The organism is Microbacterium protaetiae (genome assembly GCF_004135285.1).
Lineage (GTDB): Bacteria > Actinomycetota > Actinomycetes > Actinomycetales > Microbacteriaceae > Microbacterium > Microbacterium protaetiae.
Map to the genome: position 1 here is coordinate 835,622 of NZ_CP035494.1, position 23,920 is coordinate 859,541.

Here is a 23,920-nt window from a genome sequence, read left to right on the forward strand (position 1 = left end):
CGGGGCGGGAGGGTGTCAGGCGGCGACGTGAGGGAGCGGGGTCACGCGGCGGGTGGCCTCGTCGAAGGCGAATACGGCCACCGCCTCGGGCACGCCCTGCTCGAAGCATCCACGCGCGAAGACATCGACCCCAAGCGTGCGGAACCGCTCGCTGCGGTGGTAATGCCCGTGGAAGCTCGCGCTCGGCGCGACGAGCTCCAGCGCCCGGCGCACGGCGGGATCGCCGACATATGCCGTCTTGTGCACATACGCGCTGCCGGTAGGCCAGTCGTGGGTCAGCACGATGTCGGCGGTGCCGGCCGTGCACAGGCGCAGCACCTCTTCGACGCTGTAGTAGCCGTGCACCCGGGGATCGGTGCTGCGCGCGCGTTCCCAGGTGCGCAGCGGCTTGCCGTCGGGCGGGCGGATGCCGGAGAGAAAAGCTATGTCGATACCGGCGATGTGCACGTGCCCGGCGCGGCCGAGGAACCACACGTCGGGGGCCAGACGTGCCCCGCCCGCTATGACCCCGCCGTTCTCATCGAGGGTGCGCCACGGTTCGTGGTTGCCTCCGATGAAGTACACCGGGGCAGGGAAGCGGATGCGCCCGGTCAAGACATCCGCGAAGTCGCTGAGGCGCCGTCGCTCCGGTTTGTGGTGCACCTCGGCCAGCTGATCGTCGTCGGCGGTCGGTTCGGCATCCCCCACCTGGAACACCGCCGACAGCTCGGCGCCGGGCGGCAGAAAATCCGCCGCGACGCGCAGATCCTCGGCCAGCCCCGCCCACCGCCCATGGATATCGCCGGCGACGGCGAAGTACACCGTCACAGGTACCACCGCTGCGCGCGCACATCCCGTTCATACTGCGCCCGAGCTTGCTGGGTGGTGGCGAGAGTCGAGACCTCGGCTACCGGCACGTCCCACCACGCTCCCCCCGGCGCTGCCGGTGCGAGCGGATCGGTGCGCACATACACGGCGGCCGATTCCTCCGCGGTCAGAGCCTGCCGCAGCGCCTCACGGAAGGACTGTGTCGAGTCTGCCTCGAAAACCTCCACACCCAGGCTGCGCAGGTTCGCGGCGTAGTCGACCGGCAACGCGTCGCCGTCGAGGCGGCCGGATGCGGCGTCCCGATACCGGTACTTCGTGCCGAAGCGCTGCGATCCCACCGACTCCGAGAGGTTGCCGATCGAGGCATACCCGCGGTTGTCGACGAGCACCACGACGAGCTTGCGCCGCTCGGCGACGGCGGTGACAAGCTCTTGCGAGAGCATGAGGTACGACCCGTCACCGACCAGGGCGACCACCTGCCGGCTCGGGTCGGAGAGCTTCACGCCCAGCGCGCCGGCGACCTCATAGCCCATTGTCGAGAAGGCGTACTCGACGTGATACTGACGCGGCGAGCGCGGCTGCCAGAGCCGGTGCAGGTCACCGGGTGCGCTGCCGGCGGCGTTGACGATGACATCCTCGTCGCCAAGCTCGTCGTTGAGAATGCCGATGAGTTCGGCCTGGCTCGGCAGTCCGAGCTCGCTGTGGGCAGCCCAGTTGCGGGTCACCGCCGCGTCGCGCTGTGCGTTCCATTCGGCCCGCAGCTCGGCGACGCGGGCGAGATGGTCGGCCTGTGGTGTCACGTCGGCGGTGGCCTCGTCGAGCTGGGCCAGTACCGCGCGGGCGTCGCCGAGCAGCGGCATCCCCGAGAGCTTCGGGCCGTCCATCGGCGTGATGTTGAGGTTCACGAATCGCACGCCGGGGCGGGCGAACAGGCTCATCGAGGCGGTTGTGAAGTCGGAGTACCGCGTGCCGATGCCGATCACGAGGTCGGCCTCGGCCGCCAGCGCGGTGGCCGCCGTGGTGCCGGTCGACCCGAGTCCCCCGATGTCCATCGGGTGGCCGTGCGGCAGCACGCCCTTGCCGGCGTGCGTCTGTCCGACCGGAATGCCCAGCCGTGCGGCGAACGACGCGAGCGCGTCGCCGGCCCGCGAGTAATGCACGCCGCCTCCGGCGACGATGAGCGGATGCCGCGCCTGGCCGATCAACGCGGCAGCCTCGGCCACGGCATCCGGGTCGGCGGGGGTCCGCGCGATCGTCCACACCCGTCGGCGGAACAGCTCCTCGGGCCAGTCGTAGGCCTCTGCCTGCACGTCCTCGGGCATCGCGACCACGACCGCGCCGGCCTGCGTCGGATCGGCGAGCACGCGCGCCGCCTCCAGCAGAGCAGCAGGAAGCTGTTCGGGGCGCCAGACCCGGTCGAAGAACACCGACACGGCTCGGAACGCGTCGTTGACGGTGACATCCCGACTCTGCGGCCGTTCAAGCTGCTGCAGCACCGGATCGGGCCGCCGGTTCGCGAAGACATCGGCGGGCAGCAGCAGCACCGGGATGCGGTTGGTCGTGGCCAGGGCCGCGCCGGTGACCATGTTCATGGCGCCGGGACCCACCGAGGTGGTCACCGCCATGGTCGAGAGCCGGTCGCGATCTTTCGCGAAAGCGACGGCGGCGTTGACGGCGCCCTGCTCGTTGCGCGCCAGGATGTACGGCATCTCGCCGGGTTCGGTCAGCTCTGCCTCCAGCAGCGCCTGTCCGAGACCCGCGACGTTGCCGTGGCCGAAGATTCCGAGGAATCCCTCGACCAGCCGCTGTTCCACACCGTCGCGACGGGTGTACTGCTGGGCGAGAAAGCGGATGGTCGCCTGCGCGACCGTGAGTGTGAGCGTGGTCATGTCACCTCCGGAACGGCAGCCGAGGGTCGACCTCGAGCTGCGGCCAGGTCTGTCGTACCCACGCGTGTGCGGGGTCGTCTGTGATGAGCCATCGGCGGTCGGCGCCGTGGCCCGGCCCCGCCATGACATTGAGGTAGTAGAGGTCGTGGCCGGGGGCGGCCACTGTCGGTCCGTGGTAGCCGAACGGAATCAGCACGGTGTCGCCGTCGCGCACTTCGCGCGCGATGTCGATCTCGCGCTCATCCGACGCATACACGCGCTGCAGTGCGAACCCGGGCGTGCCGGCCGGAGACGCCGCTATCTCGTAGTGATAGATCTCTTCGAGCTCAGATTCGTCGGGCCCGGCCGTGTCGTGCTTGTGCGGCGGGTAGCTCGACCAGTCGCCACCGGGGGTGAGCACTTCGCACACGATGAGCCGATCGGCCTGCAGGTGCGCCGGGGTGCCGAGATTGCGCACCTCGCGCGAGCACACGCCGGCGCCGCGCAGTTCGACGGGCACGTCGTCGGGCGTGAGGTGCTGCGCGGGATGCCGCGCCTGGGTGGGTGCCCAGCAGAACGCCATCCGCGCGGGGGCGGTACAGGTGAGAGCGGCATCGGCCCCTTCCGGCACGTAGAGCACATCGGTCTGCTCCCAGACCGAGGCTCGGCCGCGCAGAGTGTGTGGCCGGCCGCCGATGTCGACCTCGGCACCGCCGGCCAGCGGAACGATGAGCGTCTCACGCCCGGCAGTGGACACCGGCATCGTCTCGCCCGCCCCGATGCGGCGCACCGTGAGCCCGGTGTGGCGCCACTGCGCGCCGTCGGGAGTCACCTCAACGACGGTGTCGCCGGCGCCGGCCCGCAGAAAGCCGTTCATGCCGCCGCCCCGGCGATGAGATCGCCGAGGTAGGCGGCGGATGCCGCGACATCGGCGGCGGGCCCGTCACCGGGCTGCGGGGCGGCATCGAGGATCACATCGCGCTCGAGCACATAGACCCCGCGGTACCCGGCGCGCTCCAGCGCCCCGATGATGCGCAGGAAGTCGATATCGCCGGCGCCGATCGAGGTGTACAGGCCCTGGCGCACGGCGTCGGTGTACGAGACCTCGCCCGCGCGCACCCGCGCCGCCAGCGCGGCATCCACGTCTTTCACATGCACATGCCCGACGCGATCGGCGTGCGCGTCGACGAAGGCCGCGACATCGGTACCGCCGATGGTCATGTGCCCGGTGTCCAGACACAGTGGGATGTCGCTGCCCGAGAGCACCCGCTCGACCTCGTCGGCGGTCTCGATCATGGTGCCCACGTGCGGGTGCAGCGATGTCGCCAGCGCGTGCACCCGTGCGGCATCGGCGACACGGTCGAGGTTTCGCAGCAGGGTGGCCCAGCCGAGCTCATCGAGCACGGGACGCGAATCGTATCCGTCGTGGCCGGTCGCCGCAGCCAGCACTATCCGATCGGCACCGGCCCGCAGGAACGCAGGGATGCGGCGCTGGATGTCGGCGACCGGATCAACGGCGGGATCGTGCAGCACGACCGGGATGAAGCCGCCGACCGCCGACAGCCCGTAGGCGGCCAGCAGATCGCGCCGCGCCTCGGGCTCGTCAGGCAGAAACCCGTCGGGACCGAATTCGGTTCCCACGAGCCCGATGTCGCGCATGTCGCCGAGAACGCGCGCGACCGGCAGCTGATGTCCCCACCCCGGAACCTCGCACACTCCCCAGCTGATGGGTGCGCCGGCGATGCGCCCGCCGCTCACGACCGCACCTCTGCGATGCGCACGGTGCGCCCTTCGCGGCGCGAGAGATCGGCCGCCTCAGCGGTGTACAGAGCTTCGAGCGCGTCGCGGGGCGTGCACACGACCGGCGCGCCGGTGCCGACCACGTCGAGGAAGGCGACGAGTTCGGCGACATAGGCGTCGGCGAACCTTTCGAGGAACCCCGCCCACGGCGCGTCGTCGGGAAAGACCACGCCGGGCTCGGTGCTGCGCACCGGTGTCTTGCCCGACAGTCCTGCCATCACGGTGCCCTGGGTGCCCGCGGCCTCAAGTCGCACATCGTATCCGGCGCCGTTGTACCGCGAGCCCTGCATCGTCACCAGCGTGCCATCGTCGAGGGTGAGCAGCACGACCGATTCGTCGACATCGCCGGCGGCGGCGAAGAAGTCGGCCCCACGGTTGGCGCCCAGCGCGGTCACGCTCTCGACCTCGCGGCCACTGACGAACCGCAGGATGTCGAAGTCGTGGATGTGGCAGTCACGGAAGATGCCGCCGCTGTGCGGCACATACTCGGCCGGCGGCGGTGCCGGGTCGCAGGTCATCAGGTGCATGCGCCGCAGCTCACCGACCTCGCCGCCGGCGATAGCCTCACGCACACGCCGGCAGCCCGCGTCGAACCGCCGCTGAAAGCCGATTTGCACGGCCACGCCGCTGGCCTCTGCCTCTTCGACGGTTGCCACCGTCTCGGCCAGCGACTGGGCGACCGGCTTCTCACAGAACACCGGAACGTGCGCGCGCACCGCCTCGCGGATGAGGTCTGCGTGCTGAGAGGTGGGCGCAGCGATGAGCACACCGTCGGGGCGGGCGGCATACAACTGCCCGGTTCCCTCGGCTGCCGACCCGCCGATCTGCGCGGCCACCGCACGCGCGCGGGTGCCGTCGACATCGCAGACGATCACCTCATCCACTTCACTGCGCCCGGCCAGCACAGCCGCGTGCTGGCTCCCGATCCTGCCGGTGCCGATCACTCCCAATCGCATACGGATCTCCCTCGCTCCTTCTGCCCGCCATCGGGCCATGCCTGCTTATGTTAAAACATTCCGACAATATGACACAACGCGCGAGTTTGTCTTATCATCGGAACGTCGAATACCGAGATTCGGGGGGCCCATGGACAAGATCTCTCAGCTGTTCCTCGACCTGGACAGGTCGGGTCCGGTGCCGTTGTACTTCCAGCTCGCACGCCGCATCGAAGCGGCCATCGAGCGCGGCGATCTGCCGCCGGGGTCGAAACTCGAGAACGAGATCAAGCTCGCCGAAGAGCTCGGGCTCTCTCGCCCCACCGTGCGGCGCGCCATCCAAGAGCTCGTCGACACGGGTCTGCTGGTGCGGCGCCGCGGTGTGGGCACCCAGGTGGTGCACGGGCGCGTGAACCGCAAGGTCGAGTTGACCAGCCTGTACGACGACCTGAAACGCTCGAACATGAGCCCGACGACGATGCTGTTGCTGCACGAGGTGGCACCCGCGCCCGACGAGGTCGTCGAGGCACTGGGCATCACCACGGCGACCCCGGTGCTGCGCATCAAGCGGCTGCGCTATGCCAACGAGACCCCGTTCGCCCTGCTGGAGAATTTTCTCAGTCCCCAGTTCTCCGACCTCGACGTGTCGCTGCTGCACGACCACGGGCTCTACCAGTTGCTGCGCACGCGCGGGACGACGATGCGAGTGGCGAAACAACGCATCGGCGCCCGCGCGGCCACGGCCGAAGAAGGTGCGCTGTTCCACCAGCCGGTGGGCTCGCCCGTGCTCACGATGTCGCGCACCCTGTACGACGACTCGGGCAATGCGATCGAGTTCGGCAACCACTCGTACCTTCCGGACATGTATTCGTTCGAGATCACCCTCGTGGAGAAGTAGCTCTCGAGACAGCGGCTCTAGTCGTTTCCCGGAAAGCCCATGCTCAGACCCGCGGTCATGTGCTCGGGCCACCGCAGGGTCACTGCCTTCTCGCGCGTGAAGAACTGGAAGGACTGCGGCCCGTAGGCCTTCGTGTCACCGAACAGCGAGTCCTTCCATCCGCCGAAGGAGTGGAAAGCCACCGGAACGGGGATCGGCACGTTCACACCGATCATGCCGACGTGCGCGTCGCGCTGGAACCGTCGGGCCGCGCCGCCGTCGGCCGTGAACAAGGCCGTTCCGTTGCCGTAGCTGGAGGCGTTTATCAGCTCGATGCCCTCGGCCAGGTCGCGCACGCGCACTATCGAGAGCACCGGCCCGAAGATCTCATCCGAGTAGACGGTGGAGGATGTCGGGACGCGGTCGATGAGCGTCGGACCGAGCCAGAATCCGCCCTCGTCGCCGTCGACGACGACCTCGCGGCCGTCGCGCACCACGGTGGCCCCGTCGTGCGCAGCCACGTCGATGTATGAGGCCACCCGTTCGCGATGCTGGGCCGTCACCAACGGGCCCATGTCGCAGTCGCGACGACCGTCGCCCACGCGCAGCGTCGACGCCCGCTCATCGATGCGGCGCACCAGCTCGTCGGCGATCTCGTCGACGGCGAGCACCACGCTGACGGCCATGCAGCGCTCTCCGGCCGAGCCGTACGCGGCACTGACGGCCGCGTCGGCCGCCGTGTCGAGGTCGGCGTCGCCGAGCACCAGCATATGGTTCTTGGCACCGCCGAACGCCTGCACGCGCTTGCCCTGCGCAGACCCGCGCTGATAGACGTACTTGGCGATCGCGGTCGAGCCGACGAACGATATCGCCGCGACATCGGGGTGGTCGATGAGGCCGTCGACGGCCTGCTTGTCGCCGTGCAACACGGTGAACACGCCATCGGGGAGCCCTGCCTCTTGCAACAGCTCGGCGATCCAGACGGCGGCGCTGGGGTCTTTCTCGCTGGGCTTGAGGATCACGGCGTTGCCCGCGGCCAGCGCTATCGGGGCGAACCAGAGCGGTACCATCGCCGGGAAGTTGAAGGGCGAGATGATCCCGACCACTCCCAGCGGCTGGCGGAAGGTGAAGGCGTCCACGCCGGTGGAGACGTTGTCGGAGTACTCCCCCTTGGTCAAGTGTGCGAACCCGGTCGCGAACTCGACGACCTCCAGACCCCGGGATATCTCGCCCAGGGCATCGGAGACCACCTTGCCGTGCTCGTGAGTGATCAGCAGCGCCAGTTCGTCCTTGCGGGCGTTCAGCAGCTCACGGAAGGCGAACATCACGCGTTGCCGCCGCGCGACCGAGAGCTCGCCCCAGGCGCCGGATGCGGCGCCGGCACTGGCGACCGCTGCCTGCACATCGCTGTCGTCGGCGAGCACGACCGCGGCGCGCGGCCGGCCCAGCGCGGGGTCGAAGACCGGAGCCGTGCGAGCTCCGGAGCCGGTGGTGCGCGTTCCTGCGATCCAATGCGGGATGACCGGGATGTCGTTGTCCATGCAATCTCTCCTTCTGATGTGTGCCGCGCTCAGCGGGCCACGGCGGGCGTGGCGGAATGGACGATGCCGGCGGCGGTGGCCACGGCATCCGCCACCCGCCCGTTTTCGGGGTACAGCAGGCGCCGTCCGGCGACCACGCCGCGCACCCCCGGCAGCACGAGGGCGTCCTCCCAGGCCCGATAGATGTCGTCGGCACCGCTGTCGGGGTCGCCACCGAGCAGCAGCACCGGCAACGTCGTGGCGGCCATCACCTTCTCCATGTCGGGGACGACGGGAAGCTTCAGCCACGTATAGGCCGAGGTGTCGCCGAGACCGGCGGCGATCGAAACCGCTTGCACCATGGCGTCCGCGGTCAACTCGTTCACCACCACGCCGTTGCGGCGGCGGCTCATGAACGGCTCGATCATGATGGGCAGCTGCAGAGCTGCCGACTCACTGACCAGGCGGCCCACCGTCTCAAGCGTGCGCGCGGTGTCGGGATCCTGCAGGTCGATGCGCAGCAGGACCTTGCCGAAGTCGAGCCCGCTGCGCGAGAGCGCACCCGGCGTGTAGGCGGTCACCCGGTCGTCGAGCTCGAAGACCGCACCGGGCAATCCGGCCCGATTCATCGATCCAGCTATCACCTTGTCATCGAGCACGCCCATGATGAGCAGGTCTTCGACGATGTCGGGCGTGGCCAGCAGGCCGTCGACACCGGGGCACGACAGCGCTATCGCGAGACGGTCGAGCAGGTCGTAGCGGTCGCCCATGGCCGTCGAGTCCGACCCCACCCGCAGTGCGCCGCGCGCAGGGTGGTCGGCGGCGATCAGCAGCAGCCGCCCGTCATCGCGCGCGATCGGGCGGGTCGAGCGTCGCCGGGCGAGTTCACCGATCCGCTCCGGTTCGTGCAGACGCACCTGGCGAATCTGCTCGTACGTGTCACTCATGGGATCCTCCCGACATGATCGCTTCCACCTCGGCGGTGCTCGGCATCGCCGTCGAGCACTCGCGGCGGCCGGCTACTATCGCTCCGGCCGCGTTGGCGAAGCGAAGACTGCGCTGAAGAGACCATCCCTCCAGCAGGGCATGACACAGGGCACCGCCGAACCCGTCGCCGGCACCGAGGCCGTTGACGACCTCGACAGGGTGCGGCGGCACCTCGACGGTCTCGTCGGCGGTGCGGCCGAGCACCCCGAGCGGGCCGCGCTTGACGACCGCCAGGTGCACGCCACGCTCGAGCAGAGCGTCGGCAGCACGGAAGGGATCGGTCTCGCCGACGGCGACCTCGCACTCCTCGGCGTTGCCGATGGCAACGGTCACCTTCGGCAGCGCGGCGGCGACGGCACGGGATGCCGCATCCCGGTCGCTCCAGAACATCGGCCGGTAATCCAGGTCGAGCACCGTCAGCGGTGCGCGGTTGCGCACGCCCCACGCCGCATGATGGGCCGCGTTGCTGGGCTGTTCGCTCAGGCCTGTCACCGTGGCCCAGAAGATCTTCGCGTCGCGGATGACGGCGTGATCGAGCTCGTCGGACTCGATCTGCAGATCGGGGGCCTTCGGCCGGCGATAGAAGTAGAGGGGGAAATCGTCGGGCGGAAAGATCTCGCAGAACGTGAGCGGGGTCTGTTGACCCGGCAGCGCCGAGATCTGCCCGACATCGACGCCGAGACGCTCAAGCTCGCGAAGGATGAAACGCCCGAACGGGTCCTCACCCACTCGAGTGATGACGGCCGAGCGCCGGCTGTGGGCGGCGGCGGCGATGGCGACGTTCGTCGCGCTGCCGCCGACCGATTTCGTGAAGGTGGTGACGTCTTCGAGCCCGACGCCGGAGTGCGCGGGATACAGATCGATGCCGACGCGCCCCATCGTCACGACGTCGTGCGGGGGCGTTGCGGTGCCTGCTTCGGCCACGGCGGCTGGTCCCTTCTCATGTGGCGAACAACCTTGAATATGTTCTAACATACTGACATACTTTCAACCAAACGCGGATATTCGCAGGCATGAACTGCGAAGGCGGAGGAAATATATGTCACTACATGCGGACCTTTCCAGCTTGTTGTCACTCAGTGCTGAGCCCAACAGCGTCGAGTTGGCCTTTCGGGTGATCTTCGCCCTGATCGTGGGGTCGGCCGTGGGGTTGGAGCGCCAATGGCGGGCCGGGCTCGCCGGGTTGCGCACGAACGCTCTCGTCTCCACAGGTGCGGGCCTGTTCGTCGTGATGGGGGCATACGCTTTCGCCGACGGCAGCAGCGCTGACCCGACCCGCGTGGCCGCCCAGGTCGTGTCGGGCATCGGGTTCCTGGGCGCCGGTGTGATCCTGCGCGAGGGGCTGAACATCCGGGGGCTGAACACCGCGGCAACGCTCTGGTGCTCGGCAGCGCTGGGGTGCCTGGCCGGCATGGGCATGTATTTCGTGGCGGCGATCGGAACGATAGTGATCATCGCGGCGAACATCCTGCTGCGCTGGCTAGGAAAGTCGGTGAACCGGAAGAGCCGGCGAGCGCTGGCGGCCACTCCCGACGAGACCGAGTACGTGTTCGAGGTGGTCACGAGTGAGAAGTCGGAACCGCGCGTGCGCGCGCTGCTGCTGCAGACGCTCAATCGCCCGGAATACAAGCTTCTGGCGGTGTCCGCCTCGCACAAGAAGAACAGCAGCACGGTGTCGCTGCAGGCCTCGCTGCAGTCGGCATTGGAAGACGCCGCTCCGCTGGAGCGGGCTGTGTCGCGCATGACGCTCGACCCCAAGGTGAAGAAGGCACGCTGGTGGGTCAACGACGACGACAACGAAGACGAGTATTGACGACCGTGCGGGCGAGGGATGCCTCGCCCGCACGTGAGAGCGCTCATGCCGTGATGGCTTCCGCGACCGCGTCCAGGGTCGGGCAATCCAGGCCGGCGACGGTGGCGACATAGCCGGGCCGGTGATACACCGGGGCGCCGGGCTCTCCACCCATCCCCCGATACACGCCACCGGCCTGCGTGAGGATGAATCCGGCGGCCGAGACATCCCACGGGTTCACGGCGAAACCGGCCGCGACATCCACCCAGCCGGCTGCCACGTGGCAGATGCTCATGGCGGCACTGCCCGGGCGCCGCAGCGCACGGTAGGCCGCGACGAGGGCGCCGAAGCGCTCGAGAGCTGCATCGCCGTGCGCATCGAGGTCGCGCGCATTGGGGTACCCGGTGATCAGCGTGGCCTCGTCTTCGGTTTGCGCGCCCCGCGACCGCAGCGGACGATCGTCGAGGTAGGCGCCGTCCAGGTCGGCAGAGAACAGAATGTCGGCGACCGGGTCGTAGACGACGCCGGCAACGATGCTGCCCTCGACCTCGGCAGCGATGGAGACGCACCAGAACGCTATCCCGGCTGCGAAGTTGCTCGTGCCGTCGATGGGGTCGATGTACCAGCGCACCCGGCCCTCGCCGATGGCACCGCCCTCCTCGCCCAGAAACGCCGAGTCGGGCACGGCCGCGGTCAGCGCCGCCACAAGCGCGCGTTCGGTCGCCTTGTCGTGCACGGTGACGATATCGCGCGCGTCGCGCTTGAACCCGAGCTCCATCTCGCTGCGAAACGCCCGGCGCAGGGGATCGCGTTGCGCGCGGGCGGCGACGGCGGCGGCATCCTTGAACAGACGGGACTGTGTGGAATCGGTCATGTGCTGTCCTCTCTCATGACTGCGGGGCCGCCGGAAGGCGGTCCCGCAGTGCGTATCGGTGTCAGTTCTTGTAGTTGACCTGCCAGAGGTCCTGCCAGTACTGACGCGAGTCGAGATCCTTGTCAGCGGTGGAGGTGTCGGTGACATAGAGCTTGTCGAGCACCGCCGAGACGCCGCTGGGCTCATCGTCGGGCAGGTCGACGCCCTTGAGCACGGGGGGCTTGCCGTCAGAGGTCTGCGGCTCGATCCCCTCTTCGGTGAGCAGGTAGTCCACGAACAGCTTCGCCGTGTTCGGGCTCTTCGTCTTGCTGGCGATCAGCGCGACCTTCGGATACATCCGTCCCGGCCACGGCGACATGCTCTCGCACAGCCCGAGCTTGTAGCCACTGTCTTCGTTCTCGCGGAACTTCGAGGTCGCGATGTCGCCGAAGAACGGCTCGTCCTGACCCGGCGCACCGATGGACTCGGCGATGTTGTCGGAACTCTTGTTCAGCAGTGGACCGTTCTGCGCGAGCCGCTTGACCCATTCGGCCGTCGCGCTGTCTTCGTCGGTCTTCAGGTCTTCGCCGAAGTAGTCCTTGTAAGCGGCGGCGACCTTGTCATCGGCGTGCGTGGCCAGCTGATTCCAGAAGTCGGTGTCCTGCGGCTTGAGCAGTGGGTCCTGCAGTGACACCTTGCCCTTCCAGTCGTCGGTGGTCAGCGCCCACATGTTGGTGACGGGGCAGCTCTTGTAGACCTCGGTGTTGTAGGCCCAGACGTTCGCACTGAAGTTGATCACGAGCGGGTCCTGCATGTTCTCGGGCACCACATCGGTCTTGTCCGGCGGCATCCAGCTGGTGACATAGCCGCGTGGGATCAGTTCGCCCATCGCTTCGGCCGCATCGCTGAGCAGGATCACATCGCCCTGCACGTTGCCCGATTCGCCTTCGCGAATGACCATGTCGGCCTGAGCGTCGGCCTCGACCTTGACGCCGGTCGCCTTCACGCCGTACTTCTTCGCGAAGGCCTCGGCCATGTCGACGATCTTGCCGGTCGAGTCGTAGACGGTGATGCCCTTCTCCTCTTTCGCCGCGGCGATCAACGCGTCGAGGCTGAAGCCCTCGTCGGGGATGCCGAGCTCGACGTCGCCGTCGGCCTCGCCCTGCGGGGCTGACGAGGGCGCACAGCCGGCGAGCGAGAGACCGAGCAGGAGCGCCGCGGCCATGCTGAGAGCGGGGACGATCGTCCGCCGCGTCGTGGTGCGTTTCATCAGGGACTTCCTTGTCTGTGAGGGTGCTACACGGGGGTTGACTGGGCATGAGTGGAGACGTCGTCACCGACGGCGTCGAGAAAGAGGTCCCGCAGTTCGACGGGATCGGCGACGATAGCGTGCGGGCGAACGGCCAGATCGTACGGCTGCTCGTAGGTGTCGCGGGCCTCCATGATGATGTTGCCGCCCACACCCGCGCGGGCGCCGCACAGGGCGTCGCGATCGAAATTGTCGCCGACGTACCAGCACTCGGTCACCGGCACGCCGACGGCGTCGGCGCCGAGCTCGATCATGCGCGGGTTGGGTTTGCGCACTCCCACCTCGTCGCTGTAGATCTGGGCGGCGAACCGGTCGGTCAAGCGGTGCGCGTCGAGGTAATCGCGGTGCACGACTCCCATGAGAGTGTTGCTGACGATGCCCACCGGCACGCCCGCGGCGTCGGCCGCGTCGAGCAGCTCGGTCATGCCCACGCGGGTGCGGCGAGTCTGCTTGAGCTCGCCCATCTGCCGGCACAGCTCGCGGGCGCGGTCGAACACCCAGCGCAGTGCCGGTTCAGGCCAGTCGGCCGCCACGAAGTCGCCCCAGAACTGGTCGTAGCGCAGCTCGGCGGGGGCGAATGGACGTGACATGGCGTCTTTCCACCGCGAGTCGGCCTTGGCGCCGGCACGCAGGTCGCGTTCCACGTCGGCGACGTCGAGCAGGTCGATGCCGTCGGCGTGCATGGCGGCGACGAGCTGCCGCGCGAACACGCGTTGCCAATCGGCGTTGTTCTCGGTCTCGACGACGACGCCGCCGAAGTCGAGCAGGAGCGCACGAGGCAGGCACAGCTGCTCGGAATAATCGGGAGTGCGGGGCATGGTTCTCTCTCTGGGTCGGTGTTGCTACGAGCCGCTGCGGCTCAGGGAGTCTTCGAAGAGGGCGTGTAGGGCATGGCCGTCGGCAACGACGGCGTCGGGATGCTCGGCGAGGTCGTAGGGCAGCTCATACGTGCTGCGCGCTTCGACGATGATGTTCGCGCCGACGCCGGCGCGGCGTCCGCAGACGGTGTCGCGATCGAAGTTGTCGCCCACGTACCAGCACGCGGCGACGGGTACGCCGATGGCCTGTGCACCGAGCTCGATCATGCGCGGGTTGGGCTTACGGATGCCGACCTCGTCGCTGTAGATCTGCGCATCGACGTAGCCGGTCAACCCGTTGTCGGCGAGGAAGTCCCGATGCACCTGGCCGCTCAGGGCGTTGCTGACGATGGCGACTGGGATGCCGCGGTGGCGGGCGGTCGTCAGAAGCTCTGGGATGCCCGGGCGCGTGACGCGGTGCGACTTGACTTCGGTCAGTCGTCGGCAGAGCTCCTGGGCGTTTCGCACGACCACCTCACGGGCGCCGGCGGGCCAGTCCGCAGCCACGAAATCGCCCCAGAACGACTCCCATCCCAGTTCCGACGGCGCAAACGGCCGGGACATGGCATCCCGCCACTTTCCCGCTCCCGCGGTGCCGGCGGTGATGTCACCCACGATGCGTCGACGACCCGGTGCCAGCTGCGCGCCCAGTCGCTGGACGAGCAGCCCGTGCACCTCGGCGCCGAGGTCCTGTTGCCAACCGGTCGCGCGCTCGGACTGCACGATGACACCACCGAAATCCAGAAGCAGTCCCTGGGGTGTGGTCAGAACTGCGGTGGCCATGTCAGTCCACACTCCGCCGGGTGCGCGAGAGAGTCTCGATCACCGACTCGAGCGTCGGGTACTGGGCGTCGCGGCCGACCGCGAAGTAGTCCTCGGCATGCTGCAGGGGCGTGTACGGGTCACCCTGCACGTATCCGCGATACCGCCCGCCTGCCTGATGCAGGATCAGGATGCCGGCGGCGACGTCCCACGGACTGGTGGCGAACCCCATCGTGGCGTCGGCCCAGCCCGCGGCCACGTGGGCCAGGTTCAGTGCCCCGCTGCCCAGGTTGCGCACGGCTTGGAAGTTCTCCAGCAGCAAGCGATGGGCCTGCAGCGCGTCATCGCCGAACATCTTCACGTCGATGGCAGCCGGAAAGCTCGAGACTATGGTCGCTCCGGCCTCCACCGGCGACGCGACCGCATGCAGCGGCTGGTCGTTGCGCCAGGCCCCGGTCAGATCCGCCGAGAAGAGATTGTCGGCGACCGGGTCGTAGACGACGCCGGCGACCACTCGGGTGTCGATGGCCGCCGCTATCGACACGCACCACAGGGCGATGCCGCGGGCGAAGTTCGAGGTGCCGTCGATGGGGTCGATGTACCAGGTGACCCGGCCTTCCCCGCGCGTACCGCCCTCTTCGCCGATGATGACCGAGTCCGGCACCTCATCAAGGATGCGTGCGACGATCGACTTCTCGGCGGCCTTGTCGTGCACCGTGACGATGTCGTGCATGTCGCGTTTGAAGTCCACCTGCATCTGGGTGCGGAACGCCCGGCGCAGCTGATCGGCGACACCACGGGCAGCGGCGACGGCCGTGCCGCGCAGCGCGACCGATTCGGCGACGAGAGTGTCTTCGAGCACGGTGTTCACGAGTTCACCTGCCAGAAGTCCTGCCAGTCGGGCAACGCCTCGTAGTCGTCCTTGGCCGTCGATGCGTCGAACTGGTAGATCTGATCCCAGATCTCGCCGACCCCGCTGGGTTCGTCGGCGGCGGCCGGCACCGTCGAATTCGTCGAGAACTTGCCGTCCGCGGTCTGGGGCGCGATCCCCTCCGCGGTGAACACGTAGTGGACGAACAGCTTGGCTGCATTCGGGCTCTTCGTTCCCGACGCGATCACGGCGGCCTTCTGATACGCGCGGCCCGAGAACGGCTCGATGCCTTCGCACAGCCCGAGCTTGAGGCCGGCGTCTTCGTTGTCGCGGAACTTCGCGGTGCTGATGAAGGCGAGGAACTGCTCATTCTGGCCGGGCGCGCCCGCGGTCGTGGCGGCGTCGTCGTCGGATTTGGTCACGAGCGGCTCGTTGGCGGCGAGGCGCTTGACCCACTCGGCGGTGGCGCTGTCTTCGTCGGTGTTCAGCGGCTCACCGAACTTGTCTTCGTACGCCTGTGCGACCTTGTCGTCGGCGTGGGTGGCCCACTGGTTGAACCAGTACATGTAGTCGCTCTTCAGGAGCGGATCCTGGAACGAGAGATGCCCCTTCCAGGACGCATCGGTCAGGTCCCAGATGTTGTCCACCGGGCACGAGTCGGCGAGTTCCCTGTTGTACGCCCAGACATTGGCCTCCTGAGTGATCACCGCCGGTGACTGGTACTGCGCGGGCACCTGGTCTTTCAGATCGGGCGGGAACCAGCTGACCACGTATCCCTGCGGCACCAGTTCGGCCTCGATGGCCGAGACGTCGGTGTTCAGGTACACATCGCCGCGCACGTTCTTGGACTGCGCCTCGCGCGAGACCACGTCGAGTTGCTCACCGGCCTTCATCTTCACTCCGGTGGCCTTGATGCCGTACTTCGCGGTGAACGCCTCGGCGATGTCGGTGATCTTGCCGGTGGAGTCGTAGACGGTCAGCGACCCTTCCTTCTTCGCGGCGGCGATCAGGGCATCCAGCGAGTAGTCCTCGTCAGAGATGCCCAGGGTGGCAGGATCGGCTGCCGCGCCGGCCGGCGCCGACGACGGCGCACACGCCGCCATCAGCAGGCCGGTTGCAGCGAGGCCGGCGACGGCGAACAGCTTCGTCCGCGTCGCACGGGACGTCTTGTCGTTCATCTTCTCTCCTTGCTCGGGTGCGGGTGAAATCAGACGGTGGCCAGGAGCGCGTCGGCGTCTGCCGAGCGCACGCCCTCGGTGTCGAACACGTGCAGGTCGGCGGGCTTGACCCACGCTCGCGCGCGGTCGCCGATGGCGACCGCCGGCGGCTCGCTGGTGATCATGAACAGCTTCTGGTCGGCAGCAGTCAGCTCGACGATCCAGCTGCCGCCGGTGGGAAGGATGCCGGTGACCTCGGCGGGACAATGGAACGCGCCGTCGGGTGCCGGCGCATCCTCGGAGACAAGATGCACGGCCTCGGGACGGATGCCGATGGACCCGAGATCCTTCAGCTTGCCCAGACGGGTGCTCGCGTAGCCGATGGCTGCCACGCCCAGCCCGCCGGCGGCATCGTTGGCCAGCTCGACGATGTTTATCGGCGAGTTGCCGACGAACTCGGCCACGAACCGGTTGGCCGGACGGTTGTAGATCTCGTCGGGCGTGCCGACCTGCTGCAGCAGACCCTCGCTCATCACCGCGATCTTGGTGGCCAGGGTCATGGCCTCCCACTGATCGTGGGTGACGAAGACGATGGTGGTGTCGAACTCACCGTGCAGCCGCTTCAGCTCGGCGCGCATCTCCAGGCGCAGACGGGCGTCGAGGTTCGACAGCGGCTCATCGAGCAGCAGCACATCGGGGCTGACCGCCAGCATGCGCGCGAGGGCGACCCGCTGCTGCTGACCTCCGGAGAGCTGCGACGGGTACCGATCCGTGTACCGCTCGATCCCGAGGGCCTTCATGACGGTGTCGGCCCGCTCGGTGCGGCTCTTCTTGTCGACCTTGCGCAGACGCAGGCCGAACTCCACGTTGTCGCGGATGCTCAGGTGCGGCCACAGCGCGTAGCTCTGGAACACCAGGCCCATACCGCGCTTCTCCGGCGGCACGAAGACGCCGTCGTCGACGGCATCCACTGCTCGCTCGCCGACGACGATCTTGCCGCCGGTGAGGTGCTCAAGTCCCGCGATCATGCGCAGCGTGGTGGTCTTTCCGCATCCGGAGGGCCCCAGCAGGCACATGAATTCGGCGTCGCCGATCTCGAGGTTCAGGTCGCGCACCGCGCTGGCGCCACCGCCGCCGTAGTTCTTCTCAACGCGCTCGAGGTTGATCGTCGGCATGTCTACTTGCCCATCCCATCTGCGAGGTTGCTCCCCGCGAGCTTTTGTCCCAGGACCGTTCCGAAGAATGCGAGTGCAGCCACCATCAGCACCACGGCGTTGGCCGCCTGGTCGTAGCCGTAGTCGACGAGCTGCACGGAGTAGGTGGTCAGCACATTCGTGCCAGGCACGGCGAGGATGACCACGAGGCTCAGGCCCTTCACGCCCGAGATGAACGGCAGCAGGATGCCGCTGGAGAACGAGCTCTTCTGAATCGGGATCACCACCCGGCGCATGCGCGTCCACCAGCCGGCCCCGGCCACCTGCGCGGCCTCCTCCGGGTCCTTGCCCAGCTGCATCATCGCCGATATCCCGGCGCGCGAGGCGTACGGCATCTGCTCGGCGATGAAGGCGAGCACGAGGATCGCCCAGGTTCCGTAGAGAGCGGGGACCGGGCCGCGCTGCACTGCGAACAGCGAAAGGTAGGCGACGGCGAACGCGATGCCGGGTACCAAGTAGGGCAGGAACGTGACATTGCGCAGCATCCATCCCACCGGGCGCACGGGAGTGCGAACCACGACGTATCCGACGAGCATGCCCAGGATGCCTGCTGTGACCGAAGCCACTCCCACCATCCAGAGGCTGTTCCACGCCGCCATCCAGAAATCACCGGTCAGCAGTACGCCACGCGACATCGCCACGGTCGGCAGATCGTGTCCGATCCAGAAGTCGAGGGTGAAGTTGCCCCAGGTGAACTTGCCGGGGATCTTCATGATCGTGGTCAAGAAGAGAGTCATCAGCGGCAGCACGACGCTGAAGGCGAAGACCGCCACCGGAACGAGCGTCATCGGCAGACGCCAGCGGCCCAGCTGCGTGGTGCGGTCCATCGACCCCTTCGAGCCGATCGTGACGAACTTGCGCCCCTCGCGGACCATCCAGGCATCCACGACCAGCGAGATGATCCCGATCAGGATGATCGCGCCGGCGATGACGGCGGCCACACCGGTCTGTCGGGAGGAGATGTTGCGGTACAGGGATGTCGCGAGCACGTCGTATCGCACCGGCATCCCGAGCACGTACGCGACGCCGAACTCGCCCAGGCACTTCGCGAACATCAGGATCACCGCCGAGGTGAGCGAGGGCAGCATCAGCGGGATGATGACCCGTCGGGCGACATGGATCTTGCCGGCCCCGAGGATGCGGGCCGAGTCCTCCAGCTGCGAGTCGAAGCGGCGCAGGGCATTGCCGAACAGCAGGATCACGAACGGCGAGTAGTGCAGTGCGAGCACGAGCGAGATCGGCACAAAGCCATACGACATCCAGTCCGGGGGCTCTATCCCGAGGGTCTCGAGCCAGCCCGCCTGGCCGCCGACCTTGCGGTTCTTGAACAGGTTCGTCCAGGCAAGAGCGAAGGTCCACGCCGGAAGCATGTAGGGGACGATGAGCGCGGTCATGAACCACTTGCGTCCCCAGATGTTCGTGCGGCTGAGCAGCCAGGCCAGCACACCGCCGATGACCAGCGCCAGCACGATGGCGGTCAAGGCGATGCCCAGCGTGTGTCCGAGCGGCCGCCAGAAAAGGTCGGCGGCCACCGGTGAGGCGAACACGCGATGCAGGTAGTAGGCGGTGAGCGATCCGAAGCCACTGCCGGCGCGGCTTTCGTCGCCGTACTGCACCCGCACCGCGTCGGAGAGCATCGTCACGATCGGGACGACGATCAGATAGAGGAAGAGGGCCAGCGCCGCGATCCCGATGATCGTGGTGGGCTCGCGGAACGCGATCTTCATCCGGTAGATCCAGCGCCGCGATCGCGGGCCTCGCCCGTTCGGGGGCGGTGGGGTGGCACCGGGGGCGGTGTGGTCGTGTGTCGGAGCGGTCAGGGTTTGACTCATCGCAGACGCCGTCGTCCTTCATCATTCAGTCATCGATGCGCGGGCACCGACATGTCGTATCGGGTACTACATGTCCTTATGTCCTTACAATAACACAACCGCGTGCATTGTCCAGGACTTTGTGCAGACAAAGTGTGGTCACAGGGATGGGGTGCCCGAGTCTGCTCGGACACCCCATCTCGACCTTCCTCTACCGTACGTCGGCGAGGCAGCGCGTCAATTCGTCGGCGCTGTAGAAGAAGCTGTTCGGATGGATCGGCCGGCAGGTGCCGCCGAACGCCGTCTCCTGCTCGTTGTAGAGCATCTTCACGATGGTGCGGTGATGCGGACCCTGGTAGACGTCCCACTGCAGGTTCGCCGCCATCGGCGCGACCTGCGCCCCACGCCAGGGGTTGCCGGCATAGTCGAACAGGTCGCCTGCCGGCTGCGACACGGTGCTTCCGGGCAGTTTCAACAGCGCGGCCAGGGGGATGATCTCCTCAGCGTGCGCGAACCGGAACTCGGCGGCGTAGGCCTCCTCGCCGTTCGCGGCGGCCTCGACCGAGTCGAGGAACGCATCGACCAGAACGTGCGACATCTCATACGTGACATCCGAACCGGCAAACGCCGGTCCCTTCTCGTAGAAATCCTTCGCGTCGGAGAGATACGCGAAGGTCGCGGCATCCTCGTCGGTCAGATACGGCGTCATGTCCACGTCGGCGTCCAGCGCCATGCCGGGCGCGATCACGTACAGCTCATAGATGTCCGAGGCCACGTCGACGACCGTCTGCAGGTGCGTCTTGCCCTTGCCATGGTCGACGAGGTCGAACTCGCCCGCGTCGATCCGGGCGACGAACTCGGGCGTGAACAGACGGTTCACCACGTCGCGCGCCGTCGTGGCGATCGCGGGCACCTGCTCGAGCTCGTCGTTCACCTCGGCCAGCTGGTCGGAGTCCTCATACGCGAGGTAGGCGGGGTCGCTGTCGTGGAAGTAGAGCAGATCCTTGTCGTAGGTCTGCGGGGTGATGACCTCGGCCAGCGCCGGGTAGGCCTCTTCGAGGCCGTCGACGAAGCTGTCGGCGCTGTCCACGGCACGATCCACGCCCGACGACACGATGCTGATCGGGGTATCGTGTGCGACCGCTGTCGTGAACAGCGACCTCATCCGGGCGACTGCGCGTTCGGCGATCTGCGCCTGCTCCTGGGCACCGAGGGTGCTGAGGATGCCGTAACCGAGATCGTCGTGCACGGCGATGATCTCTTGCAGATCGGCGCCCAGCTGCTCACCGAGCTCAGTCAGGCCGCCATCCGCGTCGGCGATCTGCCAGAGCTGCCAGAGCAGGTCGTCGTACTTCTTGCTCGACAGGGCCCGGGCGCCGTGCCGACTCACGTGTTCGATGAGCACCGGGTGGTAGCTGCCGGGCGCCTTCTCGTAGGTGCGGGCATCTTGGAACGGCTCGTACACCGCCTTCGTGCCGTACAGGTTGCCGGTGGTGCGCACCTGCTCGTTCTGCTGGCCGTGCCCGTTGCCGTGCCCGTTGCCATGTCCGTTGCCGTGTGCAAACGCCGGACCGCCCTGCAAGAACAGGGCGGCCGCGAGCGTGCCCACGGCCAGGGCCGCGGTTCCGACGCGTCCACGTCGACGCAATCGATGAGACATCCGATTTCCTCCTCTTCGCCCGAAGGCTTGGGGTGAGGCGTCGCCGGACGCGCGCGACAGGGGGTCCGCCTCGACGGCGGCGACAGCCTCCTGGTGTTTGTCAGGACAATAGAATGTCTAAGCAATTGCTGTCAAGGGCCCGCCGTGATTTCGACCGCCGCGCGCGTGTACATGAGACGAGGAGATCTCGCGCATCGCTGCCGGCGGGTGGGATGCCGCGGGCCGGCGCGCCCGGAGGGGACAACTCGTACAACCCGAGGACAACTCGGGCAACAACTGGACAACTCGTGCAACACCTGGACAACTCGGGCAACCCGAGGACAACTCGGCGAGAAGTCGGGGCGCGCGGAGCGGGGGGCGCGGGTCAGTCGAGGAAGATGTCGGGGAAGAGCTGCGCGTCGGGGGTGCCGGGCACGGCCGCATAGCCCGACAGGTCGGTGACGCCGGCGGCGGCCAGCACGTCCTCGACGATCAGGCTCTGCCCGGTCAGCTCGCGCGAGGGCTGCGTGATCACCTCGTAGGCGGCGTCGGCATAGATCTCGGGGGTGCGGCTGGCGCGCATCATCCGGTCACCACCCAGCGAATACTGCACGGCCGCGGTCGCTATCGTCGTGCGCGGCCACAACGTGTTCGCGGCGATCCCCTTCTCGGCGAACTCGGCGGCCAGGCCCAGCGTCACCATCGACATGCCGTACTTCGCAAGCGTGTATCCGGTGTGTGCACCCAGCCAGCGCGGCGTGATGTTCAGCGGCGGCGACAGCGACAGGATGTGCGGGTTGGTCGACTCGGCGAGCATCGGCAGCGCCGCCCGCGAAAGCATGAAGGTGCCGCGCACATTGACGTCCTGCATGAGGTCGTACTTCTTCGCCGACAGCTCGAGCGAACCCGACAGGTCGATCACGCTCGCGTTGTTGACGATGATGTCGATCCCGCCGAACTCGCCCTGGGTCTTCAGCACGGCGCTGGAGACGTCGTCGTCGTTGCGCACATCGCCGACGATCGGCAGGGCGCGGCCGCCGGCATCCCTGATCTGGTCGGCCGCCGTGTGCACGGTGCCCTCCAGCTTCGGATGGGGCGTGTCGGTCTTGGCCAGCAGCGCGATGTTGGCGCCGTCGCGCGCAGCGCGCAGGGCGATGGCCAGACCGATTCCGCGGCTGCCGCCCGACATCAGAATCGTCTTGCCGGCCAGGGACGTGTCGGTCATGTGCTGCCTTTCGTTCGAGGGACGGATGCCGCAGCCCGGCCGGCTGCGGCGGTGTCAGCGCTTCGTGAACGCGCGGATGCGCGCCTGCGCCTCGGGGGTGTCGAACGAGGCGCCGATCGAGCGGGCCTCTTCGCTCAGCTGCTCGGCGAAGGTGCGGCTCGGCTGCGAGCGGATCAGCCGCTTCGCGTTGCCGTAGGCGCGAGAGGCCCCCGCCAGCCAGAATCGCGCCACCTCGTCGGCGCGCTCACCGACCGCGTCGGGCGCGACGACCTCGGCCACGATGCCCCACGCGAGCGCTTCGTCGGCCGAGAGCAAGCGGTCCTGCAGCACCAGCTGCAGCGCACGTCGCTCACCCACGGCACGGGCGAGCTGGGCACTCACCGACAGGTCGGGGGTCAGCCCGATGTTCGCGTACAGGCTGCCGATCTTCGAGTCCTCGCCGACGATGGCATAGTCGCTGGACATCAGAATGCCCAGCCCACCGCCGGCGGTCGTGCCCTGGGCTGCAGCCACCACAGGGACGGCCGACTCAGTGAGCGCGCGGATGCCGATGTTGATCACCTCGGCCAGCTCCGTCAGCGCATGTCCCCCGTCGACGTTCTCGGCCATGTCGTGCACGTCGCCGCCCGCGCAGAACGCGCGGCCCGCGGCATCCACCACTATCGCCCGCACGTCGTCACGGCTGGTCGCCTCCCGGGTGACGTCGGCCCACGCGTGTGCGGCATCGGCGTTGAAGGCGTTCAGGCGCTCGGGCCGGTTCAGCGTGATCCGGGCCAGGCCGTCTTCGACGTGCAGTAGAACGGCGTCGCTCATCGCGGTGCCATCCGAATCGCACCATCGAGACGGATCGTCTCACCGTTGAGGTATCCGTTGTCGATGATCGACAGGGCGAGTTTCGCGTACTCGTCGGGTGAGCCCAACCGCGCCGGGTAGGGCACCTGCTCGCCGAGCGAGTCCTGGGCTGCCTGCGGCAGGCCGGCCAGCATCGGGGTCTCCATGATGCCCGGGGCTATCGTGCACACGCGGATGCCATAGCGGGCCAGCTCGCGCGCTATCGGCAGTGTCATGGCGTGTACGCCGCCCTTGCTGGCCGCGTACGCGGGCTGGCCGATCTGGCCCTCGAACGCGGCGACCGAGGCGGTGCTGACGATCACTCCGCGGTCACCCGATTCGGTGGGCTCGGTTTTGGCGATGGATGCCGCGGCCTGCGAGATCACGTTGTACGTGCCGATCAGGTTCACCTGGATGATCTTGGCGAAACCTGCCAGCGGCGACGGGTTGCCGTCGCGGTCGAGCACTTTGGCCGGCGGGGCGATCCCCGCGCAGTTGATGACCACTCGCAGAGGGGCGGCGTCGCCGGCGATCTGCACGGCGGTGGCGACCTGTTGTGGGTCGGTCACGTCGGCGGCCGCGAAGGTGCCCTCAAGCTCGGCAGCGATCTCGGCGCCCGCTGAGGTGGGCAGGTCGACGATCGTGACCTTCGCCCCGCGCTCCGCCAGGCGTCGGGCGGTGGCCAGACCCAAGCCGCTCGCACCACCCGTGACGAGCGCGGATGCTCCACTGATCAGCATGTGCTCTCCTTCGAACAGTCTCGGTATTCAGTGCCAGCATACGCGAGACTGCGTCTCGCGCTTCG

The 23,920-nt window shown here is 67.8% G+C and carries 22 protein-coding genes; 2 read left to right on the forward strand and 20 right to left on the reverse strand.

Translation table 11 applies throughout. The annotated features are described in order from the left end of the window. Positions 1-15: 15 nt before the first annotated feature. From ET475_RS03720 to ET475_RS03740, 5 genes are read right to left on the reverse strand one after another with little or no spacing between them, the layout of a single operon-like run. Positions 16-807 (reverse strand): metallophosphoesterase family protein, encoded by a 792-nt coding sequence (locus tag ET475_RS03720; protein ID WP_165310716.1) that lies wholly within the window; start codon positions 805-807, stop codon positions 16-18. Further along, complete coding sequence (gene iolD / locus ET475_RS03725) at positions 804-2,696, reverse strand: 3D-(3,5/4)-trihydroxycyclohexane-1,2-dione acylhydrolase (decyclizing) (RefSeq protein ID WP_129386145.1); 1,893 nt, start codon at positions 2,694-2,696, stop codon at positions 804-806. The genes ET475_RS03720 and iolD overlap by 4 nt, the downstream gene beginning before the upstream one ends. A gap of 1 nt (position 2,697) precedes the next feature. After that, positions 2,698-3,552, reverse strand: coding sequence for a 5-deoxy-glucuronate isomerase (gene iolB / locus ET475_RS03730; protein ID WP_129386147.1), 855 nt, complete (start codon positions 3,550-3,552; stop codon positions 2,698-2,700). After that, positions 3,549-4,433, reverse strand: coding sequence for a TIM barrel protein (locus tag ET475_RS03735; RefSeq protein WP_165310718.1), 885 nt, complete (start codon positions 4,431-4,433; stop codon positions 3,549-3,551). Before ET475_RS03735 ends, iolB begins: the two co-directional genes overlap by 4 nt. Next, positions 4,430-5,431, reverse strand: a complete 1,002-nt coding sequence (locus ET475_RS03740) for a Gfo/Idh/MocA family protein (RefSeq protein ID WP_129386149.1) — start codon at positions 5,429-5,431, stop codon at positions 4,430-4,432. The genes ET475_RS03735 and ET475_RS03740 overlap by 4 nt, the downstream gene beginning before the upstream one ends. A gap of 130 nt (positions 5,432-5,561) precedes the next feature. On the opposite strand from ET475_RS03740, the gene ET475_RS03745 reads away from it, so the two are divergent. After that, positions 5,562-6,308, forward strand: a complete 747-nt coding sequence (locus ET475_RS03745) for a GntR family transcriptional regulator (RefSeq protein WP_129386151.1) — start codon at positions 5,562-5,564, stop codon at positions 6,306-6,308. Between the two features lie 17 nt (positions 6,309-6,325). On the opposite strand, the gene ET475_RS03750 is transcribed toward ET475_RS03745, so the two are convergent. From ET475_RS03750 to iolC, 3 genes are read right to left on the reverse strand one after another with little or no spacing between them, the layout of a single operon-like run. Further along, positions 6,326-7,828: a CoA-acylating methylmalonate-semialdehyde dehydrogenase gene (locus ET475_RS03750; protein WP_129386153.1), complete on the reverse strand. Its 1,503-nt coding sequence runs from the start codon at positions 7,826-7,828 to the stop codon at positions 6,326-6,328. A 29-nt stretch (positions 7,829-7,857) separates the two neighbouring features. Beyond that, positions 7,858-8,754, reverse strand: coding sequence for a class I fructose-bisphosphate aldolase (locus ET475_RS03755; protein ID WP_129386155.1), 897 nt, complete (start codon positions 8,752-8,754; stop codon positions 7,858-7,860). Then, complete coding sequence (gene iolC / locus ET475_RS03760; protein ID WP_242497830.1) at positions 8,747-9,673, reverse strand: 5-dehydro-2-deoxygluconokinase; 927 nt, start codon at positions 9,671-9,673, stop codon at positions 8,747-8,749. Before iolC ends, ET475_RS03755 begins: the two co-directional genes overlap by 8 nt. Before the next feature lie 160 nt (positions 9,674-9,833). On the opposite strand from iolC, the gene ET475_RS03765 reads away from it, so the two are divergent. Beyond that, entirely contained in the window at positions 9,834-10,607 is a 774-nt protein-coding gene (locus ET475_RS03765; protein ID WP_129386159.1) for an MgtC/SapB family protein, read from the forward strand. 43 nt (positions 10,608-10,650) lie between these two features. Here ET475_RS03765 and ET475_RS03770 read toward each other — a convergent pair whose 3' ends face one another. The 12 genes from ET475_RS03770 to ET475_RS03825 all read right to left on the reverse strand — a co-directional run bounded on the left by ET475_RS03770 (position 10,651) and on the right by ET475_RS03825 (position 23,855). Continuing rightward, complete coding sequence (locus ET475_RS03770; RefSeq protein WP_165310720.1) at positions 10,651-11,460, reverse strand: inositol monophosphatase family protein; 810 nt, start codon at positions 11,458-11,460, stop codon at positions 10,651-10,653. A 61-nt stretch (positions 11,461-11,521) separates the two neighbouring features. Then, positions 11,522-12,709 (reverse strand): ABC transporter substrate-binding protein, encoded by a 1,188-nt coding sequence (locus tag ET475_RS03775; protein WP_129386163.1) that lies wholly within the window; start codon positions 12,707-12,709, stop codon positions 11,522-11,524. 26 nt (positions 12,710-12,735) lie between these two features. After that, positions 12,736-13,566, reverse strand: coding sequence for an HAD family hydrolase (locus ET475_RS03780; protein WP_129386165.1), 831 nt, complete (start codon positions 13,564-13,566; stop codon positions 12,736-12,738). A gap of 24 nt (positions 13,567-13,590) precedes the next feature. Further along, complete coding sequence (locus ET475_RS03785; protein WP_129386167.1) at positions 13,591-14,388, reverse strand: HAD family hydrolase; 798 nt, start codon at positions 14,386-14,388, stop codon at positions 13,591-13,593. 1 nt (position 14,389) lies between these two features. After that, a complete protein-coding gene (locus ET475_RS03790) occupies positions 14,390-15,238 on the reverse strand; it encodes an inositol monophosphatase family protein (RefSeq protein ID WP_207205398.1) in 849 nt (282 codons plus the stop codon). Then, positions 15,235-16,416: an ABC transporter substrate-binding protein gene (locus ET475_RS03795; protein WP_129386169.1), complete on the reverse strand. Its 1,182-nt coding sequence runs from the start codon at positions 16,414-16,416 to the stop codon at positions 15,235-15,237. Before ET475_RS03795 ends, ET475_RS03790 begins: the two co-directional genes overlap by 4 nt. Before the next feature lie 29 nt (positions 16,417-16,445). Further along, positions 16,446-17,570 (reverse strand): ABC transporter ATP-binding protein, encoded by a 1,125-nt coding sequence (locus tag ET475_RS03800; RefSeq protein ID WP_129386171.1) that lies wholly within the window; start codon positions 17,568-17,570, stop codon positions 16,446-16,448. A gap of 2 nt (positions 17,571-17,572) precedes the next feature. After that, on the reverse strand, positions 17,573-19,336 hold the full coding sequence (locus ET475_RS03805; RefSeq protein WP_207205399.1) for an ABC transporter permease: 1,764 nt from the start codon (positions 19,334-19,336) through the stop codon (positions 17,573-17,575). A 295-nt stretch (positions 19,337-19,631) separates the two neighbouring features. Further along, positions 19,632-21,080, reverse strand: coding sequence for a histidine-type phosphatase (locus tag ET475_RS03810; RefSeq protein WP_129386175.1), 1,449 nt, complete (start codon positions 21,078-21,080; stop codon positions 19,632-19,634). Positions 21,081-21,444: 364 nt separating this feature from the next. Then, positions 21,445-22,284 (reverse strand): SDR family oxidoreductase, encoded by an 840-nt coding sequence (locus tag ET475_RS03815; protein WP_129386177.1) that lies wholly within the window; start codon positions 22,282-22,284, stop codon positions 21,445-21,447. A gap of 54 nt (positions 22,285-22,338) precedes the next feature. After that, positions 22,339-23,097 carry an enoyl-CoA hydratase/isomerase family protein gene (locus ET475_RS03820; RefSeq protein ID WP_129386180.1) on the reverse strand — a complete coding sequence of 253 codons (759 nt, stop codon included), beginning with the start codon at positions 23,095-23,097 and terminating at the stop codon, positions 22,339-22,341. Beyond that, the gene (locus tag ET475_RS03825) at positions 23,094-23,855 is read right to left on the reverse strand and encodes an SDR family NAD(P)-dependent oxidoreductase (protein ID WP_129386182.1); all 762 of its coding nucleotides are present in this window, start codon (positions 23,853-23,855) and stop codon (positions 23,094-23,096) included. Before ET475_RS03825 ends, ET475_RS03820 begins: the two co-directional genes overlap by 4 nt. Positions 23,856-23,920: the final 65 nt, after the last annotated feature.

Coding starts and splice junctions, on each gene's coding strand:
- iolD (WP_129386145.1), bottom strand. CDS start 2,696: ATGACCACGCTCACACTCACGGTCGCGCAGGCGACCATCCGCTTTCTC.
- iolB (WP_129386147.1), bottom strand. CDS start 3,552: ATGAACGGCTTTCTGCGGGCCGGCGCCGGCGACACCGTCGTTGAGGTG.
- ET475_RS03740 (WP_129386149.1), bottom strand. CDS start 5,431: ATGCGATTGGGAGTGATCGGCACCGGCAGGATCGGGAGCCAGCACGCG.
- ET475_RS03745 (WP_129386151.1), top strand. CDS start 5,562: ATGGACAAGATCTCTCAGCTGTTCCTCGACCTGGACAGGTCGGGTCCG.
- ET475_RS03750 (WP_129386153.1), bottom strand. CDS start 7,828: ATGGACAACGACATCCCGGTCATCCCGCATTGGATCGCAGGAACGCGC.
- ET475_RS03755 (WP_129386155.1), bottom strand. CDS start 8,754: ATGAGTGACACGTACGAGCAGATTCGCCAGGTGCGTCTGCACGAACCG.
- iolC (WP_242497830.1), bottom strand. CDS start 9,673: ATGGGGCGCGTCGGCATCGATCTGTATCCCGCGCACTCCGGCGTCGGG.
- ET475_RS03765 (WP_129386159.1), top strand. CDS start 9,834: ATGTCACTACATGCGGACCTTTCCAGCTTGTTGTCACTCAGTGCTGAG.
- ET475_RS03770 (WP_165310720.1), bottom strand. CDS start 11,460: ATGACCGATTCCACACAGTCCCGTCTGTTCAAGGATGCCGCCGCCGTC.
- ET475_RS03775 (WP_129386163.1), bottom strand. CDS start 12,709: ATGAAACGCACCACGACGCGGCGGACGATCGTCCCCGCTCTCAGCATG.
- ET475_RS03780 (WP_129386165.1), bottom strand. CDS start 13,566: ATGCCCCGCACTCCCGATTATTCCGAGCAGCTGTGCCTGCCTCGTGCG.
- ET475_RS03785 (WP_129386167.1), bottom strand. CDS start 14,388: ATGGCCACCGCAGTTCTGACCACACCCCAGGGACTGCTTCTGGATTTC.
- ET475_RS03795 (WP_129386169.1), bottom strand. CDS start 16,416: ATGAACGACAAGACGTCCCGTGCGACGCGGACGAAGCTGTTCGCCGTC.
- ET475_RS03800 (WP_129386171.1), bottom strand. CDS start 17,570: ATGCCGACGATCAACCTCGAGCGCGTTGAGAAGAACTACGGCGGCGGT.
- ET475_RS03805 (WP_207205399.1), bottom strand. CDS start 19,336: ATGAAGATCGCGTTCCGCGAGCCCACCACGATCATCGGGATCGCGGCG.
- ET475_RS03810 (WP_129386175.1), bottom strand. CDS start 21,080: ATGTCTCATCGATTGCGTCGACGTGGACGCGTCGGAACCGCGGCCCTG.
- ET475_RS03815 (WP_129386177.1), bottom strand. CDS start 22,284: ATGACCGACACGTCCCTGGCCGGCAAGACGATTCTGATGTCGGGCGGC.
- ET475_RS03820 (WP_129386180.1), bottom strand. CDS start 23,097: ATGAGCGACGCCGTTCTACTGCACGTCGAAGACGGCCTGGCCCGGATC.
- ET475_RS03825 (WP_129386182.1), bottom strand. CDS start 23,855: ATGCTGATCAGTGGAGCATCCGCGCTCGTCACGGGTGGTGCGAGCGGC.